Source organism: Streptomyces sp. R44, assembly GCF_041053105.1.
GTDB lineage: Bacteria > Actinomycetota > Actinomycetes > Streptomycetales > Streptomycetaceae > Streptomyces.
Genome location: NZ_CP163444.1, coordinates 8,823,814 through 8,848,693, shown reverse-complemented (window position 1 = coordinate 8,848,693; position 24,880 = coordinate 8,823,814). Strand labels below are relative to the sequence as shown.

General features: G+C 70.0%; 23 protein-coding genes and 3 pseudogenes. 16 read left to right on the top strand and 10 right to left on the bottom strand.

Annotated elements, in window-relative coordinates:
* Window positions 1-616: 616 nt before the first annotated feature.
* Window positions 617-1,921, bottom strand: a complete 1,305-nt coding sequence (locus AB5J54_RS41020) for a DUF4241 domain-containing protein (protein ID WP_369149130.1) — start codon at window positions 1,919-1,921, stop codon at window positions 617-619.
* A 497-nt stretch (window positions 1,922-2,418) separates the two neighbouring features.
* Window positions 2,419-2,682 (bottom strand): hypothetical protein, encoded by a 264-nt coding sequence (locus AB5J54_RS41015; RefSeq protein ID WP_369149129.1) that lies wholly within the window; start codon window positions 2,680-2,682, stop codon window positions 2,419-2,421.
* Between the two features lie 24 nt (window positions 2,683-2,706).
* Here AB5J54_RS41015 and AB5J54_RS41010 point away from each other — a divergent pair, with 24 nt between their 5' ends.
* Window positions 2,707-3,384, top strand: coding sequence for a restriction endonuclease (locus AB5J54_RS41010; protein ID WP_369149128.1), 678 nt, complete (start codon window positions 2,707-2,709; stop codon window positions 3,382-3,384).
* Window positions 3,385-3,671: 287 nt separating this feature from the next.
* Here AB5J54_RS41010 and AB5J54_RS41005 read toward each other — a convergent pair whose 3' ends face one another.
* Together AB5J54_RS41005 and AB5J54_RS41000 are read right to left on the bottom strand one after the other, a co-directional pair.
* Window positions 3,672-4,427, bottom strand: coding sequence for a sulfite exporter TauE/SafE family protein (locus AB5J54_RS41005; RefSeq protein ID WP_369149621.1), 756 nt, complete (start codon window positions 4,425-4,427; stop codon window positions 3,672-3,674).
* A gap of 183 nt (window positions 4,428-4,610) precedes the next feature.
* Window positions 4,611-5,501 carry a sulfurtransferase gene (locus AB5J54_RS41000; protein WP_369149126.1) on the bottom strand — a complete coding sequence of 297 codons (891 nt, stop codon included), beginning with the start codon at window positions 5,499-5,501 and terminating at the stop codon, window positions 4,611-4,613.
* A gap of 398 nt (window positions 5,502-5,899) precedes the next feature.
* On the opposite strand from AB5J54_RS41000, the gene AB5J54_RS40995 reads away from it, so the two are divergent.
* From AB5J54_RS40995 to AB5J54_RS40965, 7 genes and pseudogenes are all read left to right on the top strand, one after another.
* Window positions 5,900-6,820: an ABC transporter substrate-binding protein gene (locus AB5J54_RS40995; protein WP_369149124.1), complete on the top strand. Its 921-nt coding sequence runs from the start codon at window positions 5,900-5,902 to the stop codon at window positions 6,818-6,820.
* 135 nt (window positions 6,821-6,955) lie between these two features.
* Window positions 6,956-7,999, top strand: coding sequence for an ABC transporter substrate-binding protein (locus AB5J54_RS40990; protein WP_369149122.1), 1,044 nt, complete (start codon window positions 6,956-6,958; stop codon window positions 7,997-7,999).
* Window positions 7,996-8,766 carry an ABC transporter permease gene (locus tag AB5J54_RS40985; RefSeq protein WP_369149121.1) on the top strand — a complete coding sequence of 257 codons (771 nt, stop codon included), beginning with the start codon at window positions 7,996-7,998 and terminating at the stop codon, window positions 8,764-8,766. The genes AB5J54_RS40990 and AB5J54_RS40985 overlap by 4 nt, the downstream gene beginning before the upstream one ends.
* A complete protein-coding gene (locus AB5J54_RS40980) occupies window positions 8,763-9,524 on the top strand; it encodes an ABC transporter ATP-binding protein (RefSeq protein ID WP_369149120.1) in 762 nt (253 codons plus the stop codon). Before AB5J54_RS40985 ends, AB5J54_RS40980 begins: the two co-directional genes overlap by 4 nt.
* 20 nt (window positions 9,525-9,544) lie before the next feature.
* Complete coding sequence (locus AB5J54_RS40975) at window positions 9,545-10,588, top strand: phosphotransferase enzyme family protein (protein WP_369149119.1); 1,044 nt, start codon at window positions 9,545-9,547, stop codon at window positions 10,586-10,588.
* Between the two features lie 706 nt (window positions 10,589-11,294).
* The gene (locus tag AB5J54_RS40970) at window positions 11,295-13,094 is read left to right on the top strand and encodes a protein kinase (RefSeq protein WP_369149118.1); all 1,800 of its coding nucleotides are present in this window, start codon (window positions 11,295-11,297) and stop codon (window positions 13,092-13,094) included.
* A 291-nt stretch (window positions 13,095-13,385) separates the two neighbouring features.
* A pseudogene (locus tag AB5J54_RS40965) lies at window positions 13,386-13,517 on the top strand (IS5/IS1182 family transposase); the annotation flags it as partial.
* Here AB5J54_RS40965 and AB5J54_RS40960 read toward each other — a convergent pair.
* The gene (locus AB5J54_RS40960; RefSeq protein ID WP_369149117.1) at window positions 13,511-13,822 is read right to left on the bottom strand and encodes a hypothetical protein; all 312 of its coding nucleotides are present in this window, start codon (window positions 13,820-13,822) and stop codon (window positions 13,511-13,513) included. The pseudogene AB5J54_RS40965 and the gene AB5J54_RS40960 sit on opposite strands and share 7 nt — an antisense overlap.
* Before the next feature lie 209 nt (window positions 13,823-14,031).
* Here AB5J54_RS40960 and AB5J54_RS40955 point away from each other — a divergent pair, with 209 nt between their 5' ends.
* From AB5J54_RS40955 to AB5J54_RS40945, 3 genes and pseudogenes are all read left to right on the top strand, one after another.
* Window positions 14,032-14,394: a helix-turn-helix transcriptional regulator gene (locus AB5J54_RS40955; RefSeq protein ID WP_369149116.1), complete on the top strand. Its 363-nt coding sequence runs from the start codon at window positions 14,032-14,034 to the stop codon at window positions 14,392-14,394.
* A gap of 90 nt (window positions 14,395-14,484) precedes the next feature.
* Window positions 14,485-14,844, top strand: a pseudogene (locus AB5J54_RS40950) (STAS domain-containing protein); the annotation flags it as partial.
* A 66-nt stretch (window positions 14,845-14,910) separates the two neighbouring features.
* Entirely contained in the window at window positions 14,911-16,125 is a 1,215-nt protein-coding gene (locus AB5J54_RS40945) for a PP2C family protein-serine/threonine phosphatase (protein WP_369149620.1), read from the top strand.
* Window positions 16,126-16,982: 857 nt separating this feature from the next.
* Here the strand turns inward: AB5J54_RS40945 and AB5J54_RS40940 are convergent.
* Complete coding sequence (locus AB5J54_RS40940) at window positions 16,983-17,351, bottom strand: hypothetical protein (RefSeq protein ID WP_369149115.1); 369 nt, start codon at window positions 17,349-17,351, stop codon at window positions 16,983-16,985.
* A gap of 161 nt (window positions 17,352-17,512) precedes the next feature.
* Between AB5J54_RS40940 and AB5J54_RS40935 the strand changes: the two genes are divergently transcribed.
* The gene (locus AB5J54_RS40935) at window positions 17,513-17,713 is read left to right on the top strand and encodes a DUF3027 domain-containing protein (protein ID WP_369149113.1); all 201 of its coding nucleotides are present in this window, start codon (window positions 17,513-17,515) and stop codon (window positions 17,711-17,713) included.
* Window positions 17,714-17,733: 20 nt separating this feature from the next.
* Here AB5J54_RS40935 and AB5J54_RS40930 read toward each other — a convergent pair.
* Window positions 17,734-17,916 (bottom strand): annotated as a pseudogene (locus AB5J54_RS40930) (IS110 family transposase); the annotation flags it as partial.
* Between the two features lie 132 nt (window positions 17,917-18,048).
* Between AB5J54_RS40930 and AB5J54_RS40925 the strand changes: the two are divergent.
* The 4 genes from AB5J54_RS40925 to AB5J54_RS40910 all read left to right on the top strand — a co-directional run bounded on the left by AB5J54_RS40925 (window position 18,049) and on the right by AB5J54_RS40910 (window position 21,484).
* Complete coding sequence (locus AB5J54_RS40925) at window positions 18,049-18,342, top strand: DUF2188 domain-containing protein (protein ID WP_369149112.1); 294 nt, start codon at window positions 18,049-18,051, stop codon at window positions 18,340-18,342.
* A gap of 589 nt (window positions 18,343-18,931) precedes the next feature.
* Window positions 18,932-19,561 carry a flavodoxin family protein gene (locus AB5J54_RS40920; RefSeq protein WP_369149111.1) on the top strand — a complete coding sequence of 210 codons (630 nt, stop codon included), beginning with the start codon at window positions 18,932-18,934 and terminating at the stop codon, window positions 19,559-19,561.
* Window positions 19,562-19,598: 37 nt separating this feature from the next.
* Complete coding sequence (locus AB5J54_RS40915; RefSeq protein ID WP_369149110.1) at window positions 19,599-20,492, top strand: SDR family oxidoreductase; 894 nt, start codon at window positions 19,599-19,601, stop codon at window positions 20,490-20,492.
* Window positions 20,489-21,484: a PHP domain-containing protein gene (locus tag AB5J54_RS40910; protein WP_369149109.1), complete on the top strand. Its 996-nt coding sequence runs from the start codon at window positions 20,489-20,491 to the stop codon at window positions 21,482-21,484. Before AB5J54_RS40915 ends, AB5J54_RS40910 begins: the two co-directional genes overlap by 4 nt.
* Window positions 21,485-21,522: 38 nt before the next feature.
* Here the strand turns inward: AB5J54_RS40910 and AB5J54_RS40905 are convergent, their stop codons facing one another.
* From AB5J54_RS40905 to AB5J54_RS40895, 3 genes are read right to left on the bottom strand one after another with little or no spacing between them, the layout of a single operon-like run.
* Window positions 21,523-22,992, bottom strand: a complete 1,470-nt coding sequence (locus AB5J54_RS40905; RefSeq protein ID WP_369149108.1) for an aminotransferase class I/II-fold pyridoxal phosphate-dependent enzyme — start codon at window positions 22,990-22,992, stop codon at window positions 21,523-21,525.
* Window positions 22,993-23,033: 41 nt separating this feature from the next.
* The gene (locus AB5J54_RS40900; RefSeq protein ID WP_369149107.1) at window positions 23,034-24,239 is read right to left on the bottom strand and encodes an alcohol dehydrogenase catalytic domain-containing protein; all 1,206 of its coding nucleotides are present in this window, start codon (window positions 24,237-24,239) and stop codon (window positions 23,034-23,036) included.
* 44 nt (window positions 24,240-24,283) lie between these two features.
* On the bottom strand, window positions 24,284-24,697 hold the full coding sequence (locus AB5J54_RS40895) for a CBS domain-containing protein (RefSeq protein ID WP_369149106.1): 414 nt from the start codon (window positions 24,695-24,697) through the stop codon (window positions 24,284-24,286).
* Between the last annotated feature and the right edge of the window lie 183 nt (window positions 24,698-24,880).

The following is a 24,880-nucleotide window of genomic DNA, read 5'->3' as shown; positions in this document are numbered from 1 at the left end:
TTCTGGCGGATTCCTACGTACTACATCTGCCCCAACGGAGCCCTGATCACCCGGGGGAGAAATGCGGCAGTACGACTGTGCGGTCGGCGGTACCAGGCCGCCTGTCCAGTGACGCGGACCCGGAGCTCGTACCGTGCACCGTTGCTGATCGCCCGCGCCTGCTCGATCAGGTCAGCACCGGTAAACCCGAGGAGCGCCCGGTCGGCTGCCGTACGGAGCAGCGGCACGATCTCGTCGACCGGCCGGCCGCGGTGCGATACGGCAAGCTCGGCGAAGGCCTGCTGATACGAGGGGCCGTACCGCTCCAAGGAGCGCCTTGCCGTCCTCGGCGCTCGGCAGGTCGCACATGACGCCAGACCGCATCGGCTCGCCGTTGCGCGTCCACGTCAGCCGGTTGGCTTTCTCCACGAGAACGAGAACGAGAACGGGATTCGTTTGTCGATGGGCGCGGGAGACATCCCGAAGGCGGCCAGGTCGATGTTCACGAGTTCGAGGGGCACCCGCTGCTGTCCTGATGGGTACATGTACTCCAGGGGCCGGGTATCAGGAAGCGAACGGCCGAGATTGTCACCAGCTGCGATCGGGCTGGCGACTGCGCCCGCAGGCAGAACCCTGACTACACAGCCGCATCGGTGGGGGCTCCGTCCTGTCGCGGAAGCAGCTCCGGCATCCCCTCCACCAGCACCACGACGCCAGCTACCTCACCGGCCTCGGAACGGCCGACCCACACCGGGTAGGTACCGTCGCCGGTCGTCGCGAAGGACATGAGTTCGCCACCGGAAGCCTCGTCCCAGGTGCGCTGCATGAACATGGAATCGTCGTCGATGTCCTCGTACCCGTCCAGGTCCGGTTCCCCCTGTATCAGTCCCCGCTCAAACAGCGCGGTGAGCGGATTCCAGGACCCGGCGTCGGCGAAGCAGCCCGTGGCACCATCAGTGTCGAACCCGGCTATCTGCTGCTCGATGAACAGCCGGGGATCGTCAGCCGGACCGAGGGCCATCTCCCAGGTCGCGGCGGGGGTCTCGCTGACGAGCAGGCGGACGGCCGTGGCTTGCGTGGACGTGACCTCGGCTTTCCTCCACTCGCACTGGTAGCTGAAGCGGACCCGTGCCTCGTCGAGTACGTACTCCCCGGGCGGGACGGGGACGGTGATGCGCGGCCTGTCGCCGCGGTCGCTGTCCGGGTCGCAGACGGCCAGCAGCCCGCCGGGCACGCGCAGGGTGCCGACCCGGCGCGGCTCCACGACGGTCATCTCGGGGTGGTACCCGTCAGTCACGCGCGCCCCGGGCCGGAACAACTCGTTGATCGGCCCGGGCTGCGCGGGGCGCGGCGGACGCCAGCAGGTAGCAGGGGTGCCTGCGTCACCTGGCTCGGCCGCCTCGGCCACCTCGGCGGCTTCGAAGGCCGGCGGCTCATTGAGCCCGTGCACCTGGGCCGAGAGCAACGGCCACTGCCCGAAGGCGGGGCGGTCCATCCAGCGTTCGTCGTCCCGGAGTTCGGGCGAGGTGGTGCGGGAGCCCCCGCCCTGCCCCTGCCACTCCTCCGTCCGCCGGCCCCTCCCGTCCGGGAAGAGGTCCACGGTGATGCGTGGGCACGCCTTGTCGAACTCCGCCATTTCCGGGCCTGTGTAGTACCAGCCGACGGAGTACCGGCGTAGCAGCCGCGACGGGTCGTCCAGCAGCCTCATGTCCAGATCGTGGGTGCGGCGGCCCTGCGCGTCGTAGACCCACAGCCCGACGTAGTGGTCCCGCCAGGAGACCAGCCGGACTTCCAGCGGGGCCTTTCGCCCCGGCTCCCGGTACACCACCACGTACGGAAGCCCGGCGGCATCCCGCTCCCCGGCCTCCTCGGCGGACATCGGCCTCCAGGGCGCACAGGCCTCCAGGTCCCACGCCTGCGCGTACCCCACCTCGACGACCATTGCCGCTCCTCTTCCTACACCCTGCCGTGGCTCTCTGCCGAGCTGCAAGGTAACCGCTGCCTGTGACAATGCCCTTGTCAGGCGGGCGGCGGGCCGACTCCGGCGCCGAGACGGTCGTGGCGGAGGGCCGGGCAGAGACAGGGCGGCCCCACCTGGTCGACCATGGCACACCTCCTTGGGCATGCGGGATCAGAGCGGTCGGAGCTGGACCACCCGCACCTATCTACGTCAGATCGACGAGAGTCTGGATTCCCGCCTCACTCACCTGCCCTGAGGCATCGCTGGTTCCGATCCCAACGACCCGACTGGTCGCCGGAGATCACGAAAGGTGGCTGACATCTGACCCGCTGTCAGTGGTGGGCCCTACATTGGTCGGCTGCGCGGGATGCGCGCGATCGACCAGGGGAGGGGGCTTCGGCCTTGCCGTTCGTCAAGGGGTACACCAAGCAGGACGGGACAGTGGTGCGGGCGCACTGGAGGGCGCCGGCCGGAACGAGTCAGCAGACCGCGCTGGCCATCGGTATCGTGGCGGCTGTGTTCATCTTCGGCGGCTCCGGCACGTCGACGGGCAGCGGAGCGGGCACGGGGCGGTTACCGGCGCCACGGTCCTCGTCGGCGGTGACGTACCCCATCAAGTGGCCAGGCTGGGAAAAGGCGACGCCCCGCCAGGCACCGACGCCGGCGGTGTCGTATCCGATTCGCCGGCCGGGGTGGAAAGAGACCGCGCCGCGTCCGGTGCCGACGGTGTCGTACCCGATCAAGTGGGACCGGAACGGAGCGGGGAGGTGAGCCGGCGTCCGGCCCGGCGGCGGCCGCGAAAGGCGGACGGGACCGAGCAGCTCCTCCTCGTCCTCGGCGGCCTGGTCATCGCGGGAGCTGTGGTCGCGGCGGTGGTGGACTTCGTGCGCGCCCATCCATGGGTCCCTCTCGTCCTGGTGCTGCTCGGCGGCGCAGCAGCGGCGGCCTGGATGGTCAGCCGTCAGCGGGCCGCGCGGTGGGAGAGGGTGCGTTCCCTGGGACTGCGGTACGCGCTGACGCAGCTGGACGCGCTGCATCACCGGCAGTTCGAGCACGCGGTACGGGACCTGATGCGGCGCGACGGGTGCGCGAACGCCGTGCAGGTCGGGGGCGCCGGAGACAACGGCGCGGACGTGAAGGCCACCGACCCCTACGGGCGGCGCTGGGTGATCCAGTGCAAGCACCGGCGGGCCGGTCTGTCCGGAGCCGCGGTAGGCACCCCGGACCTGCAGGTCCTCAATGGCACGGGCCGGCCCGTCCACAAGGGCGACGTCGTCGTGCTCGTCACCAACGGCAGATTCTCCAAACCGGCAATCGACTTCGCCCGCTCCCAACGGCTGCACCTGGTGGACCGCACCATGCTGGGCGAGTGGGCAAGCGGCTCACGCCCCCTGTGGGAACTGCTGCGGGCAGTGCCACCGCCCCGTCGACCTCTCTCTGGATGACTGGATTCTGTACGAAGAAACCCGGACGAACATAAGGGCGTCCCCGTCCGTCGCGGGCGAGGTGGGAGCGCAGGCTCGGCCTCGTCTTGGCCCGGGCTTGCGAACAGGCCGATGCGGTGAAACCGCCCGCCGGGTGAGTCGCCCCGTAAGGGCCTTCCCGGTGAGAAAGCCGCGGCGCTCTCGTCCACAGGCATGATGCCAAACTCGACGCGGCGTCTTGTGGCTGTTGGCTCGGTCCTGAACGCGTGAGAGACGTCGAGGACGATCCCACGCGTTGGCCCTCCCTGCTACACGACGGTCGCTGCGGTCTCGGCTCCGTACAGGGCCCCGAGTGCCGTGGCGAGGGTGCCGAGGAGCAGGCGCAGGAGGGTTTCGGGGAGATGGGGTTGGAGGCGCGCGCCGATGTAGCCGCCGATGAGTCCGCCGAGGCCGCAAGCGAGACCGAGGGACCAGTCTGGGGCGATATTGCCGGTCGGGGTGAGGGAGAGCAGGGCATAAGTGGTGGCGCCGACAAGGGAGGTGGCGAAGGTGGAGGCGAGGGCGGCGGGTGCGGCCTTGGCGACGGAGATTCCGCGGCCCACGAGGATCGGGCCGAGGATCGACCCTCCACCGATGCCGTAGATCCCTCCCACGACGCCGACGGCGAGCGCCAGGCAGGTGATGGTCCGCGGTGCGGGTTCGGGTCGACCGGCCTTCGGCTCCCGGGGGCGAAGGGTGCGAACAACGAGCCAGATACCCAGGGGCAGCATCAGGGCGGCGACCAGCAGCCGGAAGACATGCGGGCCGGGCAGGACGAAGACGCGCAGGACGGCACCGATGACCACGCCGGGCAGGGTGCCCAGAACCAGCAGCCGTACGAGCGGAGCTCTCAGCGCACCGCTCCGGTGGTGACGCAACAGGGCCCCGGGTCCTGCCACGACGTTGTAGAGCAGGTTCGTGGGCGTGACGGCCGGGTTGGGGACGCCGAACACGCTGAGCTGGAGCGGGAGCAGGAACACGGCTCCCGACACCCCCACCGGCGCGGTCACCACCGCGATCAGCATCCCGGCCACCAGACCGGCCGCCCCCAGTTCCCACTCCACCCGTTCCCCCTCGTGTCGCGTTCGGCTTCCGGCCCCATCTCGCGCGCGCCATGCCGCGATCAGTTCCCGGTGCGTACGGCAGGGTGCCTCGGGCACGGACAGGCCGGCCTGCCCGGCATGCGCTCCGGCCGCCCCGCCGCGCTCTCAGTCGGCAGCGCCCCCGATTTCCAGGGGTCGTGCCGGATCCCCCGACCACTCCTCCAGGGAGCCGTCGTACAGCGAGACGTCCTCTCGGCCGAGCAGGGTGAGGGCCAGCGCCGCGCCCGCGGCCGAGATGCCGCCGCCGCAGTACAGGACGACCGGTGAATCAGCGGCGCCGAGCACCGCGCCGACCCTGGCGGCGAGTTCGGTGGCGGGCAGTACCCGGCCGGCGGAGTCGAGCAGTTCGCGGCCGGGCAGGCTGCTGCTGCCGGGGATGTGGCCGCGACGGCTGTAGCGCGTGGGCGCCGAACCGTCGAAGCCCCCGGCCGGCAGGGCGCACACCAGGGTGCCGGGGAGTTCACCACGGCTGAGGGCGGTCACGGTCTCGATGTCCGTCCACAGTTCTGGACGCGGGACCGGGACGACGGGGGTGACGGCTGTCGCCCGCCCGGTGTTCTCGCCGGAGGCGAGCGGATGTCCGGCCGCCGTCCATGCTTCGAGGCCGCCGTCGAGGACGGCCGCGGGAACGGAGATCGCCCGCAGCATCCACCACAGGCGGGCGGCCCAGATGCCGCCCCCGCTGTCGTAGGCGACGACCGAGTGACCCGCGCCGACGCCCAGCCGGGCGAGTGCGGCGGCCAGCGCCTCAGGACCCGGGACGGCGAAGTGGTACGGCGCGTCGTGGTCCGAGAAGTCTCCTGTCAGATCTGCGTGTCGGGAGCCGGGGATGTGTCGCTCGGCCCAGCCCTCGCGTCCGCTCGCGCAACGGTGGTCGCCGTCGTGCCGGGGCGAGGGCAGCAGGGTGGTGGCGTCGAGCACGATCAGGCGGGGGTCGTCCAGACGGTCGGCGAGCCAGGTGGAGTCGACCAGCGGGCCGGGCAGCAGGGAGGTCATGGCGGCCGATCGTACGCCTCTGAACTGGGCGTCTTACTGGTCGAGCCACTTGATCCCATATTTCGGACCCCGCTTGCGCGGCATCGGGGGCCTGCGGCTATGGTTTCGGCCATCTACGCGGGAGCCCCTACCCGGCTGGGCTGAGAGGGCGTCTGGGATCCGTTCGTCGAGCGCGATCCCCATGGGGACGCCGACCGCACCAATCGCGCCTTCTGGCGTCCCGCGTAGGAGTTCACGTGTTCGCAGCAGTCGAGTCGACGCCCCTGGCGACCAACGCCCCGGCGTCCGCCTCCTGTTGTTGTCGCGCGTGCTGTCGTCGGTCCCACTGACCGTTCCGCCTCGCCTTCCCTCCCTCCCCATCGCCTTGCGCTGCCGCGCGCCGCTTCCGGAGTACCCTCATGTCACACATTCGGGTCATGCTCGACTATTTCCACCCCTGGCCGAATTCTGCCGGTTTCTATGTCGCCCGCGCCCGCCGCTGGTTCGCCGAGGCGGGCCTGGACGTCGAACTGGTCGTACAGGATCCCGGGCGCGGCGACACACTGGAGTACCTCGCTCAGGGCGAGGTGGACTTCGGCGTCTTCCCGCCCAACCGACTGCTCGCCCGCCGTGCCGCGCAGGGTCAGCCGCTGATCGCGGTCGCGGCCGTCAACCACCGGGGCCTGGAGGCAATCCAGACCACGACGTCGACCGGCATCAAACGTCCTCGCGACCTCGCCGGCCGCCGCATCGCCCTCAACCCGACCCCGCGCGGCCTGGCCATGGTCCGTCATCTGGTGGCGGCCGACGGCGGCGATCCGGATGCCGTGGCGATCATCGACGCGGGCGCCCGCGAGCTGACCGTGGACGACATAGCCGCGGGCGAGGCGGACGCCACTTTCGGCAACTACTGGTCGTGGGACGCGCTGCGCGGCGACCTGCCCGAGGAGCAGCGGCTGACCTGGCCCGTAGACGAGATCGGCGCGCCGCGCTACCACAGCTATCTGCTCGGCACGAGCGAACGACTGCTGGACCGACAGCCCTCCCTGGTACGGAACTTCCTCGCCGTCACAGCTCGCGGTTACGCGGCCGCTGCCCAGGAGCCCGACGCCACGCTGGAGCTGTTGGAGCGAGTGATCCCGTACTTCCCGCGTTCGCTGATCGCACGCTCCCTCTCCCTGGTCGCCCCCACCTGGACAGACGCGCACGGCCGCTGGGGCGTGATCGACGAGGACCGTATGGGGCCGTACGCGCACTGGCTCGCGGAACACGGCGCCGTCGGGCACGCCCGCGACTGGGACCGGTCCTTCACCAACAGCCTCCTGGACGTGCCGGCGTGAAGGTCCTGACCTGCCAGGCGCGATCGCTCACCCGGCGTCTCGCCGTCGACTTCATGCGGATGGACGGGGCGCTGTGTCGGCCGTGACCACCACTCCGACACCACCCGACTCCCCTCCTGTACGAAGGACCCCGGCATGCACCACCGCCCCCTCATCCCCGCCATGGCCGCGATCTCCCTGCTCGCCGTCACCACCGCCTGCTCCGCCGACACCGACGCCGGTGCCTCGACCACCGCGAAGGACGGCACGACCACCGTCACGCTCGCCCTCGACTGGACCCCCAACACCAACCACACCGGCATCTACGTCGCCCAGGCCAAGGGCTGGTTCAAGGCCGCGGGCATCGACCTGAAGATCGTCCCCTACGGCGCGACCGCGCCCGAGACCCTCGTCGCGGCCCACAAGGCCGACTTCGGCATCTCCTACCAGGAAGGCGTCACCACTGCGCGTGCGGCCGGCCAGGACATCACCTCCGTCTACGCGGTCACGCAGAAGACGAACGTGACCGTCGCCGTGCGCGCCGACCGCGCCGACATCGGCTCCCCGAAGGATCTGGACGGCGCGACATACGCCGGTTTCGGCGCCCCCTACGAGAAGCCGCTGCTCCAAGAGGTGGTCCGGAACGCCGGCGGCAAGGGCGACTTCAAGCAGGTCACTCTCAGCACCTCCGCGTACGCGGCGCTCTACGCGGGCAAGGCCGACTTCGCGATGCCGATGCCGACGTGGGAGGGGCTGGAGGCCGAGCTGAGCGGGAAGCCGCTGAAGAACTTCCAGCTGTCGGAGTACGGCTTCCCGGCGATCTACTCGACGCTGGTGGCTTCCTCCGACCAGTACCTGAAGAAGAACCCGGAGACCGCGAAGAAGTTCCTGGCGGCCCTCGACAAGGGCTACCGCTACGCCGTCGACCGGCCGGACGAGGCGGCCGACCTGCTGATCTCCGCGAACAAGAGCATCCTCACCAACACCGAACTGGTGAAGAAGAGCGAGCGGCTGCTGGCGAAGGAGTACTACAAGGGCGCCGACGGGGCCATCGGTACGCAGAGTGCCGAGCGCTGGCAGGCCTTCGCCGACTTCGAGTACAAGGCGGGGCTGCTCGTCGACGCGAACGGCAAGAAGCAGACGAAGACCCCGGACGCCTCGGAGTTCTTCACCAACGCCTACCTCCCGGTCGCCAAGTGAGTCGGGTGCTGCGGTCGCTGTGGCCGCCCTTGCTGGTCCTCGCCGTCGTCGTGGGCGGCTGGCAGGTGTACGTGACGGCTACCGGGGTCGACCCGACGGCCCTGCCGAGTCCCGCGCGAGTGGTGGAGCAGGGCTGGGAGAACCGGGCGGAGTTGTGGACGCAGACGCTGCCCACGCTCCAGGAGACGCTGCTCGGCTTCGCCCTCTCCTTCGTGGCCGCCTGGCTGATCGCCGTCCTGCTGGACTTCTCGGCGGCGGCCCGCCGGGGCCTGTATCCGCTCCTCGTCGCCACGCAGACGATCCCGATCGTGGCGGTGGCACCCCTGCTCATCATCTGGTTCGGCTTCGGGCTGCTGCCGAAGATGCTGGTGGTGACGCTGACGACGTTCTTCCCGCTCGCGGCGAACCTCGCCGCCGGGTTCGCCTCGACCGACCGGGAGGCGATGCGGCTGCTGCGCACACTCGGCGCGGGCCGATGGCGGGCCTTCCGGCTGGTCCGCGTGCCCAGTGCGATGCCGTACTTCTTCGCGGGGCTGCGGGTGAGCGTCACGTACGCGGTCGTCGGGGCGGTCTTCGCCGAGTACGCGGGCGCCGAGGCCGGCCTCGGCATCTACATGCAGGCGCAGAAGAGCGCGTTCCGTACGGACCTGGTGTTCGCGGCGGTCGGAGTGACGGCGGCGCTGAGCATCGCGCTGTTCGGGGCCACCTACCTGCTGCAGCGGCTGGTCCTGCCCTGGGAGCGGGCGCAGAGGAAGGTGACGTCGTGAGCGGTCTGCGCGTCGAGGGGGTCGGCAAGACCTTCGGATCGCTGGAGGTGCTGCGGGACCTGGATCTGTTCGTGGAACCGGGCGAGTTCGCGGCCGTCATCGGACCCAGCGGCAGCGGCAAGAGCACGCTGTTCAACCTCGTCTCCGGCCTCGACCGGCCCACCTCGGGACAGGTACGGGTGGAGGGTGAGCCACCCGGTGGGAGGTCCGGCAAGGTCGCGTACATGCCGCAGAAGGACCTGCTGTTCCCCTGGCGGACCGTGCTGGACAACACTGCCCTGGGCCTTGAGGCGCAGGGAGTGCGGAGGAAGGAGGCGAGGGCGCGGGCCGACGCGCTCTTCGCGGACTTCGGGCTCGACGGCTTCCAGAAGGCGTACCCGTCGCAGCTCAGCGGCGGGATGCGACAGCGGGCCGCACTGCTGCGGACGGTCGTCCTTGAGCGGCCGGTGCTCCTGCTCGACGAGCCGTTCGGCGCACTCGACTCGCTGACCAGGAGCGACATGCAGATCTGGCTGGCCGGGATGTGGCAGAAGTACCGCTGGACGGTGGTCCTTGTCACCCATGACATCCGTGAGGCCGTGCTGCTCGCGGACACCGTGCACGTCCTGTCGCCGCGTCCGGCCACGGTGGTCGAGCGGTTCGAGGTGCCGCTGTCCCGCCCGCGGGGCGCGGAGGATGTCACGACACCTGGGTTCGGGGCGGCCGAGCGCCGGGTCCTGGACGCGCTGCGCGGCACAACGGCAGTGGGTGCACCGTGAGTTCACACATGGCGCACGGCATGGGCACCAAGGCTGTGGAGCCGGACTGGGCGCCGCTCACCGACGCGGAGGTGACGGATGTGGCCGGGCCCTCGCGCGTGGTGTGGCGCAGCCCGCGCCCCTTGTCCGCGGCGGCCGTCGTGGAGCGGGATGGTCGACGCCTGTTCGTGAAACGGCACCATGTCTCCGTACGGACGGCAGAGGGGCTCGCCGAGGAACACGCGTTCCTGCGTCACCTGCGGAACCGCGGCACCCCGGTGGTGGAGGTGCTGGACACGGCCGTTCGCGGTGAGTGGACGTACGAGGTTCACTCGGCCGGCGTCGGCATGGATCTGTACCGGGACGCGCTGTCCTGGTCGCCGTTCCGCTCCCCCGCCCACGCGCGGGCGGCCGGTATGGCGCTGGCCCGGCTGCACCTGGCGGCGGAGGGCTTCGACGCACCGCGCCGTCGGGCGCAGCCGCTGGTGGCGTCGTTCACGGTGTTCGCCTCGGACGAGCCGCTGCAGGCGCTGGAACGTCACGTGGCCGAGCGGCCCGCCCTGGAGGAGGGGCTGAAGATCTTCCCTTGGCGCGAGGACACGGAGCGCATCCTGCTGCCGCTGCACGAGCGGCTGGGTCCGCTCCTCCCCGGCCTCGTCCCGCTGTGGACCCACAACGACTGGCACGCCTCGAACCTGCTGTGGGACGCCGACGGCGAGGTGTCCACCGTCCTGGACTTCGGCATGAGCGACCGGACGACGGCCGTTCACGACCTGGCCACGGCCATCGAGCGCAACGCCGTCCAGTGGCTGCAGACGGGCTGCCCCGTGCGCGAGGAGGACGCCGTGGCCCTCCTCGACGGCTACCGGTCCGTGCGGCCACTGACCGCCCAGGAGTCGGCAGCGCTCCCCGTGCTCCTGCCGCTGGTGCACGCGGAGTTCGCGCTCTCCGAGCTCGGCTACTTCCACGGCATCACACGCTCGGCGGAGAACACCCGCCTGGCGTACGACTACTACGTCGGCCATGCGGAGTGGTTCACCGGGTCCGCCGGCAGACGGCTGCTGCGGCGACTGGCGGAAGGGTGACCATCTCCGTCCACGGTGCCGCGGCGCGCGCCCGCCGTCACGGTCCCGTGGCCGGTCTCCGCCCGACTCAGGGCGGAGATCGGCTGGTCCACGTGCTCGGCGTCGCCCTCGACAGCCGCCCGAGGTCAACCAGCCGGACAGGGCCGCCCGACGCCGCCACGGCACGACCGACGCGACGCTCACGGGGCTGAGCAACCCGCACCTGCAGCCCCGGCGTCGGCCGCCGCGGAGCCCTGGGTAACCTCCCGGAACCTGACCGGAGGGTCAGCCTTCACTCAGCGTGCGCATCACGGAAAGCGAGCCAGAACCCGTTCTCACGCACGGAGTCACGTCCCAGTCGTTCTGAAAGAACGAGGCGAGGCCCTGGACCAGAGGAGGTCACTCGTCGAGGGCTCGGATCATCCCGTGGGTGAGACTCTGGCCGCGCGAATGGCAACCGCTCCAATCTTGGTCCTGACCGGGGCAGGAAAGCGCCGCTGGGCGCTAAGTTCCGCAGCCGGGAAGCGTTGCCTCCTGGCGGGGCATGGTGAGAAATCGCCGGGACTTGTCACCGCTGGTCAAGGCCGCTGCGGATCACACCCGTAATAGGGCGACCAACAGACCCCCCGGTGACCGGCCCCTTGTCAAGGGCGTCAAGGAGAGAACCGGGGGCACGATCCGCCACCCGCTCTGCAGCGTGTCACCGACGCACCGTAGGCTCCCGCCCATGAACGACTCGGAGCCCGGCAGACGGGTGATCGATGGCCGCTTCGAGCTCCAGACGCGGCTCGGCGGCGGCGGGATGGGCACGGTGTGGCGTGCGAGGGACATCGTGCTCGACCGGGCCGTCGCCCTCAAAGAGGTGCGCCCACCCGACCCGGGGCTCGCCGAGTACGACCCGCAGGCGGCTCGCATGCTGCGCGAGCGCGTGCTGCGCGAGGCACAGGCGCTCGCTCGGGTCCAGCACCCTGGTGTCGTGACCATCCACCACATCGTGGACGGCGGCGAAGACACCTACCCCTGGCTCGTCATGGAACTGGTGACCGGCGGCTCGCTCGCGGACCAGTTGGCAATCGGGCCCATGGAACCCGTAGCGGCGGCCAGACTCGGACGCGAACTGCTCACCGCGCTGCGGGCCGCGCACGACGCCGGCATCCAGCACCGGGACGTGAAGCCGGCCAACGTACTGCTGCGGCCCGACGGCCGTCCCGTGCTCACCGACTTCGGCATCGCCGCCATCCGGGAATCGACCGCGCTGACCGCCACCGGCTCCATCATCGGGACCCCCGACTACATGGCACCTGAGCGCATCTCCGGCGACGAGGGCGGCCCCGCGTCCGACCTGTGGTCACTCGCGATGCTGCTGTACGTCGCCGTGGAAGGCGCGCACCCGCTGCGCAGGGGATCCACGCTGGCCACACTGGCAGCCGTCCTCAGCGAGCCACTGCCGCCGCCGCGTCGGGCAGGGGCGCTCGCAACAACACTGTCCGCCGTCCTCGTCAAGGACCCCACGGCGCGGCCCGACGCCGCCGCTCTGGACGCACTCCTCGCCGCAGCCGCCGCGGGCACGCCCCCCGGCACAGTCTCGGACGCCGCCACGTCCACCTCCTACCACCTCCTCCCGCCCGCGACGGCCACCGCACCTGCGCCGGCGACCCCGCCCGCGACCGGCTTCGGCCCGGCGACACCGTGGCCACCCGAAGGGACGTCCCACCCGTCCGTCAGGCCGACGTCCTATCCGGCCGGCCCCACCGCCCACCCCACACCGGGCCCAACCCCGTGGGACAGCGTGCCGCCAATCGCTCCGCACGGGTCGCACGAGCCAGGGCACGCCGAACAGGCCCGGCGTCGTGCCCGCGGAATCGCCGTCGGTTCCACCGTGGCCGCGACGGTGCTGGCAGGGCTCCTCGCGTGGACTCTCATCCCCGGCCTCGGCGGCTCCAAGGACCAGAACGCCCAGCCCTCCGGCCCGACCACGTCCGGCTCCCGCACTCCCGCACCCAGCGCCTCCAACGCGGCAGACGTACCTGCGAACACGGGCGACGACGAGGGGAAGCCGGCCGTGCGCAACCTGCTGACCCCGGATGGCATCCGCACGGCGCTCAAGGCGCTGAAAGAGGCCACGGGCACCAACCAGGTATGCGACCTCACCGTCTACCCGGAATACGTCTCGGCCCAGGTCATGGTCAAGGGCAGCAAGAGCCGCTACGACAACTGGACCTACCGCCCCGAAACCGGCCCCGAAAAAGGAATCATCAGCGGCAGCGTCGGCCCCATGGACAGCCCCTTCAGCATGGACGACTTCAACTGGGATGCCCTCCCCGCCCTGCTGAAGCGAGCAGACAAGGAACTCAACGTCAAAGACATCTCGACGCGGTACCTGCTCGTCACAGGCGACGACCCGACCTTCGGCGACCCCAAGCACATGTCGATCTACGTCTCGAACAACTACAACCAGAGCGGCCGCATCGAAACCGACCCCACCGGCAAAGTCACCAAAGTCATGCCCAACGACGCAAAAGACTGACCCGGCCCCGACTCACAGCGCCACGGGGGACAGCCGCCCGACACCTCCAGCGGGCCGGCCAGCGCGGAAGGCGTCGACAGAATCCGCTCACACCGGAGGCTTGCTGGCACCCTCACGAGCATCGGATCTGGTTTCAGAATGAGTTGAGCTCAGCACTTGCACTTGGCGATCTTGATCGGCAGAGAGTCCGGAGTATGTGCTGATCTTGCTCCTGACGACCTGTGGGAGCGGGTGGCCGCGCTGCCGTCGCCCGCTCCCCCGCGCCGGCGCTTTTATCCCCAGGCGGTTACGCTGCATCGGCTCAAACGGCTCCGCACCCGGTACGAACGACGCGCCGACCTCCATCGCGGACTGCTCGAACTGGCTTGCGGACTCATCTGTCTACGGCGGCTCCTGCACGCGCGCCCACCACCGCGTCAGTAGCGGAGGCGAGCCTCGGATCCGTCGATGCGCAGCATGCAGTTCTTGAGAACCTGCAACGAAGGCTGCCGGCCGTCAACAGGAACCAGTCTGAGCTCCAGGTCCTGCAACGGCTTGAGCACAGCCGTGGTCCGAGACCCGTCCGGGTCCGGCCCGCTAAGGGCCGCCGATGCCTCGCACAAGGCCCTCACACTCTCCCAGCCTGGCCCCGGAGTGAAGCGCGCCAGGAAGAACGGCTGATCGCAGCCGTACTCACTGAGCTCGCCGATCAGGATGTCCCCTCGCAAGAGATGCCACTGCGTCATCATGCGTCCTGCCCATCACCGCCGAGTCGACATCGCATCCTCGCAGTGCACAACAGCCTGGCCAAACACTTCACCCTGAAACGATCGGTAAGGCGGGGCCCTGAGCGCTTCTGCGCGGTGTACCGAAGGACGCAGCGCCCGGTTGAGGTGCATTGCAGGATTCTGGGTTCCGGTCTGGCGAAACCGGAATCGCAAATCGTATAATTTCAGGCATGGAGCAGGTCGAGCCTCGGACCAGCTGGACGTTCGTCACCAACCACGCCCGGATCCTCGCCATGATCCTTCGCGATCCGGAGATCCGGCAGCGTGACCTGGCTGACAGCTGCGGGCTCACGGAACGGGCGGCCGGAGCCATCGTCCGCGACCTGGAGAACGCGGGGTACCTCACCCGGGTACGCCAGGGCCGCCGCAACCACTACGAGGTCGCACCCGGGACCCTCTTCCGCCACCCGGCCGAGGGGCGCCACGAGGTAGCGGACCTCCTACACCTGCTGGTCGACCTCGACCCACGGGCCGGAGCGGCCGGCCACCCTCCCACGGACGGTGCCTACCGTGAGCTCGAACCTCCCGGCTGACCCGTGCACCGGCGCGGCCCCGGGTCCAGCATGCCGCCGCCTCCCGCCAGGCCTTCTTCCCGCGGTCTCGGAGCGTGAAGGGAAAAGACCATGATCTCTCTTCCCGACCGGCTGCCCGTCATTGCGGCGGAGCACATCAGCCGCACCGTGCGCCCATCCCTCGTCAGTGTGGTCTTCGAGCACGGGCGGGATCGGGTCCTGGCCCGCGTACGCGGCGAGATCGACATGGACGACGGCGACGGACTGCGCGGGGACCTCATCTCAGCTCTGAACTCCAGCCGCGACGGCCTCGACCTGGACCTGTCTGCCGTCACCTTCTGCGACACCACCGGACTGCACATCCTGCTGGACCTGGATCAGCTGGCCCTGGCGGCCGATAAATCCCTCGTGCTGGCCGCCCTCAGCCACCCGGTCGCCCGCCTGCTACGCCTGAGCGGCGTGGAGCGTGTGCTGACCATCCGCGCGCGGCCCACGCCTCCCCGCCGGGGAAGGAAGCCTGTACTCGGAGAGACTGCTGTGGCACGTGATCGGACCGGCCTGAGCTACGTGCTGGAGGCAGCCGAGAACGCCGCACCCGTGCACTCCCTCGATGTCGTGGCACGCGATCTCCGCGACCGCTTCGACGCCCGATTCGTATCGTTCCTGTTCCTAGACATCGTCGGCCGACGCCTCCTGCGCGTCCACGACACAGCCGCCGAGCCCGGGCAACCGCCTGCAGAACAAGTCCCCCTCGCGGGCAGCAGCATCTACGACGACGTGCTGCGCAGCCAGGATCTAGTGGTGACCGCAGACGGCCAGGACGGGCATCGGGTGCTGGCCCCGGTCACCAACCGCGGTGACACCATCGGCGTCCTGGAGCTCTTCCTCCCCCGGGCCACCACACCAGAGGTACGCACTCAGGTTCATGAAGCCGCGCATGCGCTCGCGTACATCATCGTCACCGACCGCCGCTTCACCGACCTCTACCACTGGGGCAACCGCACCGGGCCGGTCAGCCTCTCCGCAGAGATCCAACGCCAGCTCCTGCCCTCCGCCTCCTGCTGCGAGGCCCCCGAGTTCACCCTGGCGGGCGCCCTGGTCCCGGCCTCCGACATCGCGGGCGACACCTACGACTACAGCCTGGACACCCGCACCCTGCACCTGTCGATCACCGACGCCATGGGCCACGACGTCAGCGCCTCACTCATGGCCACCCTGCTCGTCAACGCCTCCCGCGGCGCCCGTCGCGCCGGCGCCGGCCTCGCGGAACAGGCCCGCCAGATCCACCAGGCCCTCCTCGACCACGGCCACCAGAGCCTCGCCACCGGACAGTTGCTGCGCATCGCGCTCGACGGCACCCGCTCCCAGCTCGTCAACGCCGGCCACCCGCGGCCCTACCTGTTGCGCGACGGTGCGGTCACCGAGCTGGCCCTGGCCGTGAACCTGCCGTTCGGGATCCCCTCCCAAGGCGCCTACCAGGTCCAAGACCTCGACCTGCGCCCTGGTGACCGCCTCCTGCTCCACACCGACGGCATGCAGGAACGCGACGCCGACGTGGTGGACCTGCCCGCTCTCCTGCGCAAGACCGAAGCCGAACACCCCCGCGAGGTCGTGCGCACCCTGGTCGGCGCTGTCACCGACGCCTACGGGGGCCACCCGCCGAAGGACGACGCCACCGTCCTGTGCCTGGACTGGCACGGGCCGGCCCCCACGCACACAGCAGGTGAACGGTCCACCCCCGCAGACGCCTAGAACGCCGCGCGCCGGACGATCGCGGCTGAGCGCCAGCAGTGACAGCGCGTCGTGGGGGCGCCGGTGCGGGCAGTCGACCAGCTGGGCCCCGGTCCGGATCGCGCGCGGACGACACGCCAGGGCCGGCTGCGACGGCCTTCGCGGGACTTGGCGAGGGCGTTGTCGGCGAGCTGGTTCTTGGGTCGTGCTGGAGCGCCCTCTGACGCCGGCCTTGGTGGCCTTCTTGTACAGCTCGGCCTTGGTCAGCGACTGAAGCGACCCGGCGCCCGAAGTGCCGGTGCGCTTCTTCGCGGCAGGCTTCTACCCGCGCCCGGTATGGGCGGCGCCGGCCTTCTCGCCGGTGGCCTTCGGACTGCGAGCCTGCTCGACGCCGGCGCGCAGTGCCTCCATCGGTCGACGGCGCCAGTGGGCTTCGTGATGGGGATTCTTGGAAACGAGCGGACCGACTACTGCTCGCCCCAGTCACTCCGATTCGCAACAGAGTGAGGAGGTTTTGAGAGTGCGGCGCCAAAGACGGGGTCGACGCTGCTGGCGTCGATGTAGAGCTTGCCTCGCCCGAGGTCGAAGTGAGCGAGGAGGGGATCGAAGGCGCCCTCGCACTCATGACCCTTATGGCCCTCATTGCCTTCAAGGCCTTCATGGCCGTTGAGTAATTGGCCGACCTCTGCGACACCCTCACCGACGACTACACCGAAGACCTCCATGCGGTGGTCAGCGCCAGGGCAGAACATCGCGCGCCCGCCGGACCCGTAGGCGAGGAGGCTCCGACGAAGGCGGCAGTGCCCCGGCGCCGGAAGTCCGCCTGACAGACTTCTCAATGCCGTTGTCCAGCCGCATCAGGTGCGGTCCGGATGAGATCACTCAGCTGGTGCCACGATCACCTCGACGGCCCTTACCCGAAGGTGAATCGCCAGGACCTCCATCTCGACGAGTGTGCCGGTGAGACCGTTCTCGGCGAGTTGCTTGGCCTGAGCTCGTACATCGCCAAGGCATCGTCCCCGTGCGTCTCGGAGGGCCTGCAGCACGGGAACGATGTTCGGCATGTCTTCGGACAGGCGAAGCCGCGCCGTCCCATGCGTCTGTAGCAGAGCTTGTCGGATGTTCTCGGGTGTGACGGGTCCGCTGTCTTGCTCGCACCACGTATTCGGGCAGTCCGCGCAGCGTCCTTCGGTGCCCCAGCAGAGCATGCCGTGGTCGAAGAACTGGCCGACATCGCAGGTCGTCACGCCTCCGCAGGCATCACACCGGCCTGTGACCTGTACTCCTTGCGTGATCACAGGGCTCCTCAGCGTCATCGGTACATGCCGATGGGATCCTCCTTGAAAAGTCGGCTCTCGTCGATCGGGTCCGTTCGAGAGCGAACGGGGCGGATGGTGTCTGGTGGGTCATGGGCCGAGGTCCCGATTATCGGGATGAGTGGTTTGACGAGCAGTGCGGCGGGCGCCGGTTCTGGGTCGCGCTGAGCGGCGAGCTGGGTGGTGACTGGGGAGCCTGCACCCACGCCGCGTCGACGTCCGATGGGCAGGTGCGCTTCGAGCACGACGGCTGTGCCTTCTTCACGGTCCGCGAAGACGGCTCGTTCGGCTGACGGGAGCAGTAGCGAAGCGGCTAGTCGGCCACCGTCAGGGCAGACGCTGGTGGAATGGCCGCGGCCTCATCGAAGCGGTGGCCGTGCCGGAGGCAGTGATAGAACTGGCCGATCATGCGATGGAACAGGTTCCGCTGGGCTGACGCGTGCCAGTCGCCCTGGTCACGGCGGCGCCGGTAGTGGGCCTTGGCACCAGGAACTGCCCACCGATCCACGGGAAGGCGTCACCGGACCGGATGAAGTCAGATGTCACAGCGCTGGCGCTCTCTAACAGCTCGGCCCCTTCGCAATCGGCCAAGCCGTCCTCAAATACGGCTTAGGCGAGGAGCAGGATCATGGCAGCGAAACGGACCGTCTACCACGTCGAACCGTCCGGCGAGCGGGCGGCGGCAGCAGGCGTGAAGTGGCAGGTCGAGGCCAGAGAGGGACGTCGGCTGCTGCACGAGCCGCACCGCACTCAGCAGGAGGCGATCGCCGCCGCCCGCCAGCGCGCCAAGGAGCACACCCCGGCACAGGTTGTCGTCCACGCCCGCGACGGGCACATCCGCACCGCGTACATCTACGGCGACACCCTGGCGTCCCCTGACGGGCGTGGCCGCAGACCAGGACAGCGCGGAGGCGTCTTCTAACTGATCGTTTCAGAATGACTTGATGCGGCGGTGGCCGCCGAGCGGGTGTCGGCTGCAGTCGTCTGAAGATCTGCCCTGGTCCCAACACGTCAGCGGCCCTGGCTGTCGTCGACGTCATGGCTTCGAGTGATCACCTGCTCGCGGGGGGTACTGCCTGTGCGCCGACGACGGCGGTCGGCGCGCAGTGGTGTCCGCGAGATCTGAAGGGGCTGGCGGGCTGATCGCCGACGACCTGGCGGGCGCCCTGGAGATCATCATCGGACTTTAATGGCAGGACTGCCCTGGCTTCTCCGGCGGCGATCTGGCTCCGCCTGCACGAGATCCTCCTCACCGAGCTGAGGGTCAACGGCCTCTTGGACCCCTGGCTGCGGATCTGCGCCGCCGACGTGGTCGTCACGCACGGCGACCAGAACGCCGGCGGGGAGTCGGCCGCCGCCGCCCCACCCTCATCCTCCCCCTGGGACCCGCCCCCTCGTCGCGCCCCTGACGGCCGCCTCCGGGGGCCGGCGTTCGGCCGATCGCACGCTGCGCCGGGGGCTACCAGCACGAACGTCGGGATACGGGAGAGACATCGGGGTAGCCGGACCACATGGACACCACGACCGAGACCACGCCGCTGCGCGCCGTCGCGCTGGTCTGCACCCTGTCCCCGTCGCCGAAGCAGTCCAGCTCCCAGTTGCTGGCCGAGCAGACCATGGAGGCCCTCGCCGAGCACGGTGTCACCGGGAAGGTGATCCGGATCGCCGACCACGACGTCAGACCGGGTGTCGAGGTCGACATGGGAAGCGGTGACGCCTGGCCGGAGATCCGCGACACGATCCTGGGCTGCGACATCCTGGTCCTGTCCACGCCCATCTGGCTCGGCCACCCTTCCAGCATCGCCCAGCGCGTCCTGGAGCGCCTCGACGCCGAACTGGGCGAGAGCGACGACGAGGGCCGCATGCTCACCTACGGGAAGGCCGCGGCCGTGTGCGTCGTCGGCAATGAGGACGGCGCCCACCATGTCAGCGCCGAACTCTTCCAGGGCCTCAACGATGTGGGGTTCTCCCTCGCGCCGAACGCGGTCACCTACTGGGTCGGCGAAGCCATGCAGGGCACCGACTACCAGGACCTCGACAAGACTCCCGAGAAGACCGCCGCGACGACCCGGACCCTCGCCGCGAACACCGCGCACCTCGCGCGCCGCCTCAAGGCCGCCCCCTACCCGCCCTCTTCCTGACCGTCGCCCCGGCCGACCGTGCCGGAAGGAGACAGCGATGTCCTCCCCCGAGCAGCCCCAGCTCATCGATCCGGCGCAGCTGTACCCCCGGCCCCCGTTTCCCGAGCAGGATCAGGACCACCCCGGCTCGACCGAGGCGATGGACCCCCGCCCCGACCACGGCGAAGACACCTACCGGGGCCACGCCCTGCTGCACGGCCGCAGGACGCTGGTCACCGGCGGAGACTCCGGGATCGGCCGGGCCGTCTGTCTGGCCTTCGCACGCGAGGGAGCCGACGTCGTCTTCACCCACCTCGCCGAGGAGACGGAGGAGGCCGAGGAGACCTCCCGCCTCATCCGCCAGGCCGGTCGCACGGCGGTGGCCGTCGCCTGCGATCTTCGGCACGAAGGTGAGTGCACCGCCCTCGCCGACAGGACGGCGGGCGAACTGGGCGGCATCGACGTGCTCGTCAACAACGCCGCCTATCAGATGGCGCAGCCGGACGGGATCGAGGCGATCACCACCGAGCAGTTCGACCGGGTGATGAAGACCAATCTGTACGGGATGTTCTGGCTGACCAAGGCCGCGCTGGCCCACATGCCGCGCGGCGCCTGCGTGATCAACACCGCTTCCGTGCAGGGCTACCAGCCCAGCCCGCACCTCCTCGACTACGCCATGACCAAGTCCGCGATCATCTCCTTCACCCACAGCCTGGCCCAGATGCTGGCCGAGCGCGGTATCCGCGTCAACGCCGTGGCCCCCGGACCGGTCTGGACCCCGCTCATCCCCGCGACGATGCCCGACCCGACGAGGTTCGGCGAACGGTCGCTGTGGGGGCGGCCCGCTCAGCCGGCCGAGATGGCACCCGCGTACGTCTTCCTCGCCTCCGACCAGGCCTCGTACATCACCGGTGAGATCGTCAACGCCACCGGCGGGACCCCCCTGCCATGACCCCGGACGAGGCTCTGCGCCGGATCGCCTTCCTCCTCGAATGGCGCGGGGCCTCCCCGTACCGGGTGCGGGCCTTCCACACGGCGGCCGAGGCCGTCCGGGACCTGCCCCCGGGCCCCGTGGACACCGAGCAGGTGCGACGGCTGCGCGGGGTGGGCCCGGTCACCGCCGAGGTGATCTCGCAGGCGTCGACCGGATCCGTACCGCGCTACCTGGCCCGCCTGCAGGCCGAAGCCGATACGGACGCCGGAGCCGGGTGGGCCCTCGCGGCCGCGAGCACCGGGGACTGCCATCTGCACTCCGACTGGTCGGACGGCGGGAGCCCGCTCGAGGACATGGCCGAAGCCGCCCGTGCTCTGGGCCACCGGTGGGCCGTTCTGACCGATCACTCACCGCGGCTGACGATCGCCCACGGGCTGAGTCCGGACCGGCTCAGAAGGCAACTACGGGCCGTCGCGGCCGTGAACTCCGAGCTGGGCCCCGGTTTCCGGCTGCTGACCGGAATCGAGTGCGACATCTTGGAGGACGGCTCACTCGACCAGGAAGAGGACTTGCTGGGCCGGCTCGACATCGTGGTGGCCTCCGTGCACTCCAAGCTCCGCTCGGAACCCGGACCGATGACCGCCCGCCTGCTGGCCGCGGTGCGCAACCCGCGCGTGGACGTGCTGGGACACTGCACGGGACGGATCATCACCGGCCGGGGGCGACCGCAGTCCCGTTTCGACGCCGAGGCCGTGTTCGCCGCCTGCGCGGAGGCCGGCACCGCGGTGGAGATCAACTGCCGGCCGGAGCGACGCGACCCGCCGGACGACCTGCTCGTGCAGGCCGCCGCCGCGGGCTGCCGGTTCGCCGTGGACACCGACGCCCACGCCCCCGATCAGCTGCGCTGGCAGAGCTCGGGCTACGCACGCGCGGCGCGGATCGGCCTCGGTTCGGACCGGCTGGTCACGACCTGGCCGCTCGAACGGCTGCTGGCCGGCAGAAGCGGCTGAGCGTGCACCAGCCCCGAATCTCACCCTCTCGGTGAGGTTCAGACTTCTTCGCGCAGAACCCTGACACTCCTCGCGTCGGTGTCGACGGCATCGGGCACGACCATGCCGGCCTCGACGCCGGTGCGGAGGTAGCGCAGCACGTCCATCGTCAGCCGTTCACCGGGCATGGCGGCGGGGATGCCGGGCGGGTACGGCGTGAGCATCTCGGCGGCGATGCGTCCTTCGGCCCGCTCCCAAGGGACCTGCTCCGTGCGTCCGAAGAACGCGTCGCGCGGCAGAGCCGCCTGCTCCAGGCGGAGTTCGGCGGGCGAGGGGACATCGACGGGCTGCCCCGTGCGCAGCCGGGGCGCGTGCGTGGCGAAGTCGGTGAGCGCGGTGAGCAGGATGTCCGCCGTGTGGTCGTCGTCGGCGTGGGTGAGCTGGGCGCTGATCCGACGGTGGTCGGAGACGTGGAGGTTGATGCGGTGGTTCCGGCGAAGCCAGTCGGCCGCCCGGTATCCGGTGACGTCACAGGCGCTGATGTCGATGATGATCTGGAGGGGGTCCAGATCAAGGGCTTTGCCGGGGCCGCAGAAGTCGGCGCGGCCGTGGACGTGGAGGCCGTCGATACGGGAGATCAGGTCACGGACCCGCTCGGCGAGGGCGAGCGCGTCGTCGTAGAGGGCCTTGCCGTGCTCGACCATCTGGCGCCGCCAGCCGTCGAGGGCCGCGTACACGAGGACGGAGGGGCTGGTGGTCCCCAGCAGATCCTCACGGCCTTTCAGCACTTCGGGGGCCACCAGGTCGCCCTGGAGGTGGAAGACCGAGCTCTGTTCGAGAGCGGAGCCCATCTTGTGCACCGAGGTGACGCACACGTCCGCTCCGGCGTCCATCGCCCAGGTCGGCAGCTCGGGGTGGAAGGGCAGATGGGCACCCCACGCCTCGTCGACGATGAGGGGGACGCCGCGGCGGTGGCAGACCTCGGCGATGGCGGAGAGGTCCGAGCAGGTTCCGTAGGGGGTGGGGGTGGTGACCAGTGCTCCCCGTGCGTCGGGGTGCCCGGCCAGCGCTTCCTCGAACGCGTCGGCGGCCGGGGGGTGGGCCAGGTGGCGGTCGGCGTCCCACTGCGGATCGACCCAGACGGGACGGATGCCGGACAGGACGAGACCCGACACCACCGACTTGTGCGCGTCGCGGCCGATCACCAGCTCCTCGTGCGGGCCGGCGACCGAGAGCATGGCGGACTTCACGGACAGCGAGCTGCCGCAGGTGGAGAAGAAGGCGTGCTCGGCGCCGACGGCCTCGGCCATGAGCGCCTGTGCTTCCTCGATGATCCCGTGGGAGGAGGTGCGGTCGTCCAGACCGCTGGTGGCCAGGACGTCCGAACGGAAGACCGCGTCGCCGAGTACGGCGCGCACCCGGGGGTCCGCCCCGCGTCCCTGCTTGTGTCCGGGCGGGGTGAACGGTGTCTGGCCGGATGCGTGGTAGGAGGCCAATGCGTCCAGTACGGGCGTTTTCGACTGATCCATACCTGCCGCCTGCCCCCCGCAGGGTCGCGGAAACGCCGGGCTCAGGCCGCCGTGGCTCGGTCGTCGGGATGGAAGAGGACCTTCACCATGTTGTCCCGCTTCTTCTGGAAGTCGGCGTACGCCCGTGGGGCCTCGTCCAGGGGCAGGTGGTGGGTGGCGAAGCCCTCAACCCCGAGGGGATCCCCGTCGGTCAGCAGAGGCAGCAGGTCGTCGACCCACCGGTGGACGTTGGCCTGCCCCATGCGCAGCTGGATCTGCTTGTCGAACATCGTGAGCAGCGGCAACGGGTCCGCGGCACCGCCGTAGACACCGGAGAGGGAGATGGTGCCGCCGCGGCGTACGAGTTCGATGGCGAGCTTCAGTGCGCCCAGCTTGTCCACCCCGGCCTTCTTCATCACGGCAGAGGCCAGGGCGTCCGGGAGCAGGCCGGTCACGGTCTGCGCGGCCTGGGTTCCGACACTGCCGTGCGCCTCCATGCCGACGGCGTCGATCACGGCGTCCGGGCCGCGGCCGTCCGTCGCGTCGCGGACCGCGTCGACGAGATGATCTCCGTACTGGGACAGGTCGTAGATCTGTACGCCGTGGGCGGCCGCGCGGGCCAGCCGTTCGGGCACCAGGTCGATGCCGATCACCTGTCCGGCCCCGCGATGGGCGGCGACGCGGGTGCACATGTCGCCGATGGGCCCGAGCCCCAGAACGGCGACGCTGCCGCCGGGCGGGACGTCGGCGTAGACGACCGCCTGCCAGGCGGTCGGCAGGACGTCCGAGAGGTACACGAACCGTTCGTCCGGTGGCCCCTCGGGAACTCGGATCGGGAGCGTGTCGGCGAAGGGGACGCGCAGGTACTCGGCCTGTCCACCCGGCACCTGCCCGTAGAGCTTCGTGTACCCGAAGAGGCTCGCGCCGCTGCCGTGCTCACGGACCTGGGTCGTCTCGCACTGGGAGTGAAGGCCGCGCTCGCACATGAAGCAGGTACCGCAGGACACGTTGAACGGCACGACGACCCGGTCGCCGGCCTTCAGCTCCCGCGCCTCGCGCCCCACCTCGGCGACGACTCCCATCGGCTCGTGGCCGAGGATGTCCCCCGCGTCCAGGAACGGTCCGAGCACCTCGTACAGATGCAGGTCCGATCCGCACAGGCCCGTCGTCGTCACCTGGATCACGGCGTCCGTGGGATCGACGATCCGCGGATCCGGAACGGTCACCACCTCGATCTTCCGGCGGCCCTGCCATGTCACGGCTTTCATCACGCCTCCTCGGTCACGTATGCGAACTGCTTCCCCCCGCCGGGTCAGCTGGAGAGTGCTTCGAGGAGTTCGCCGACCTGCGGGTCGGGCAGGGCGCGTGCGACGTCTGCCTGGGCGACGATGCCGACGAGGGTGTGGCCGTCGATCACGGGCAGGCGGCGGACCTTGTGCTCGGTCATCGTCCGAAGGACCTCGGCGGCGTCGTCGTCGGCACCGATGGTGACCGCCTCACCCTGGGCGAACTCGCCGGCCGTACACGTGGCGGGGTCCTTTCCGGCGCCGAGGACCTTCACGACGATGTCGCGGTCCGTGAGCATGCCCTTGAGACGTTCGTCGCGTCCGCAGATGGGCAGCGCGCCCACCCCGAGGTCGGTCATCTTCTTCGCCGCGTTCAGGATGCTGTCGCCGGCGCCGATGCAGGTGGCGTCCGGCGTCATGATCTCGCGTGCTGTGGTCACGATCCATCTCCCGGGATTCGGTCGGTCGGGCCACCGGGCAGGCGGCCTGGTATCAGCGCGCCTGCCCCCGACCGGACGCCTCAAGCAGCCCTCGGTTCATTCACCCTCCGAATGATTCCGCCGATACGGGTGACTCGCGGGACATGAGGAGACGCGACCCCCCACCCCCACCCGCACCCGCAC

What these genes read in the sequence shown, in the direction of transcription:
- AB5J54_RS40900 (WP_369149107.1), bottom strand. Translation starts at nt 24,239, where the DNA reads ATGAAAGCCGTGACATGGCAGGGCCGCCGGAAGATCGAGGTGGTGACC.
- AB5J54_RS40975 (WP_369149119.1), top strand. Translation starts at nt 9,545, where the DNA reads ATGGGCACCAAGGCTGTGGAGCCGGACTGGGCGCCGCTCACCGACGCG.
- AB5J54_RS40925 (WP_369149112.1), top strand. Translation starts at nt 18,049, where the DNA reads ATGGCAGCGAAACGGACCGTCTACCACGTCGAACCGTCCGGCGAGCGG.
- AB5J54_RS40920 (WP_369149111.1), top strand. Translation starts at nt 18,932, where the DNA reads ATGGACACCACGACCGAGACCACGCCGCTGCGCGCCGTCGCGCTGGTC.
- AB5J54_RS41005 (WP_369149621.1), bottom strand. Translation starts at nt 4,427, where the DNA reads ATGCTGATCGCGGTGGTGACCGCGCCGGTGGGGGTGTCGGGAGCCGTG.
- AB5J54_RS40955 (WP_369149116.1), top strand. Translation starts at nt 14,032, where the DNA reads ATGGAGCAGGTCGAGCCTCGGACCAGCTGGACGTTCGTCACCAACCAC.
- AB5J54_RS40995 (WP_369149124.1), top strand. Translation starts at nt 5,900, where the DNA reads ATGTCACACATTCGGGTCATGCTCGACTATTTCCACCCCTGGCCGAAT.
- AB5J54_RS40915 (WP_369149110.1), top strand. Translation starts at nt 19,599, where the DNA reads ATGTCCTCCCCCGAGCAGCCCCAGCTCATCGATCCGGCGCAGCTGTAC.
- AB5J54_RS40960 (WP_369149117.1), bottom strand. Translation starts at nt 13,822, where the DNA reads ATGATGACGCAGTGGCATCTCTTGCGAGGGGACATCCTGATCGGCGAG.
- AB5J54_RS40935 (WP_369149113.1), top strand. Translation starts at nt 17,513, where the DNA reads ATGGGCCGAGGTCCCGATTATCGGGATGAGTGGTTTGACGAGCAGTGC.
- AB5J54_RS40970 (WP_369149118.1), top strand. Translation starts at nt 11,295, where the DNA reads ATGAACGACTCGGAGCCCGGCAGACGGGTGATCGATGGCCGCTTCGAG.
- AB5J54_RS40910 (WP_369149109.1), top strand. Translation starts at nt 20,489, where the DNA reads ATGACCCCGGACGAGGCTCTGCGCCGGATCGCCTTCCTCCTCGAATGG.
- AB5J54_RS41020 (WP_369149130.1), bottom strand. Translation starts at nt 1,921, where the DNA reads ATGGTCGTCGAGGTGGGGTACGCGCAGGCGTGGGACCTGGAGGCCTGT.
- AB5J54_RS41000 (WP_369149126.1), bottom strand. Translation starts at nt 5,501, where the DNA reads ATGACCTCCCTGCTGCCCGGCCCGCTGGTCGACTCCACCTGGCTCGCC.
- AB5J54_RS40990 (WP_369149122.1), top strand. Translation starts at nt 6,956, where the DNA reads ATGCACCACCGCCCCCTCATCCCCGCCATGGCCGCGATCTCCCTGCTC.
- AB5J54_RS40905 (WP_369149108.1), bottom strand. Translation starts at nt 22,992, where the DNA reads ATGGATCAGTCGAAAACGCCCGTACTGGACGCATTGGCCTCCTACCAC.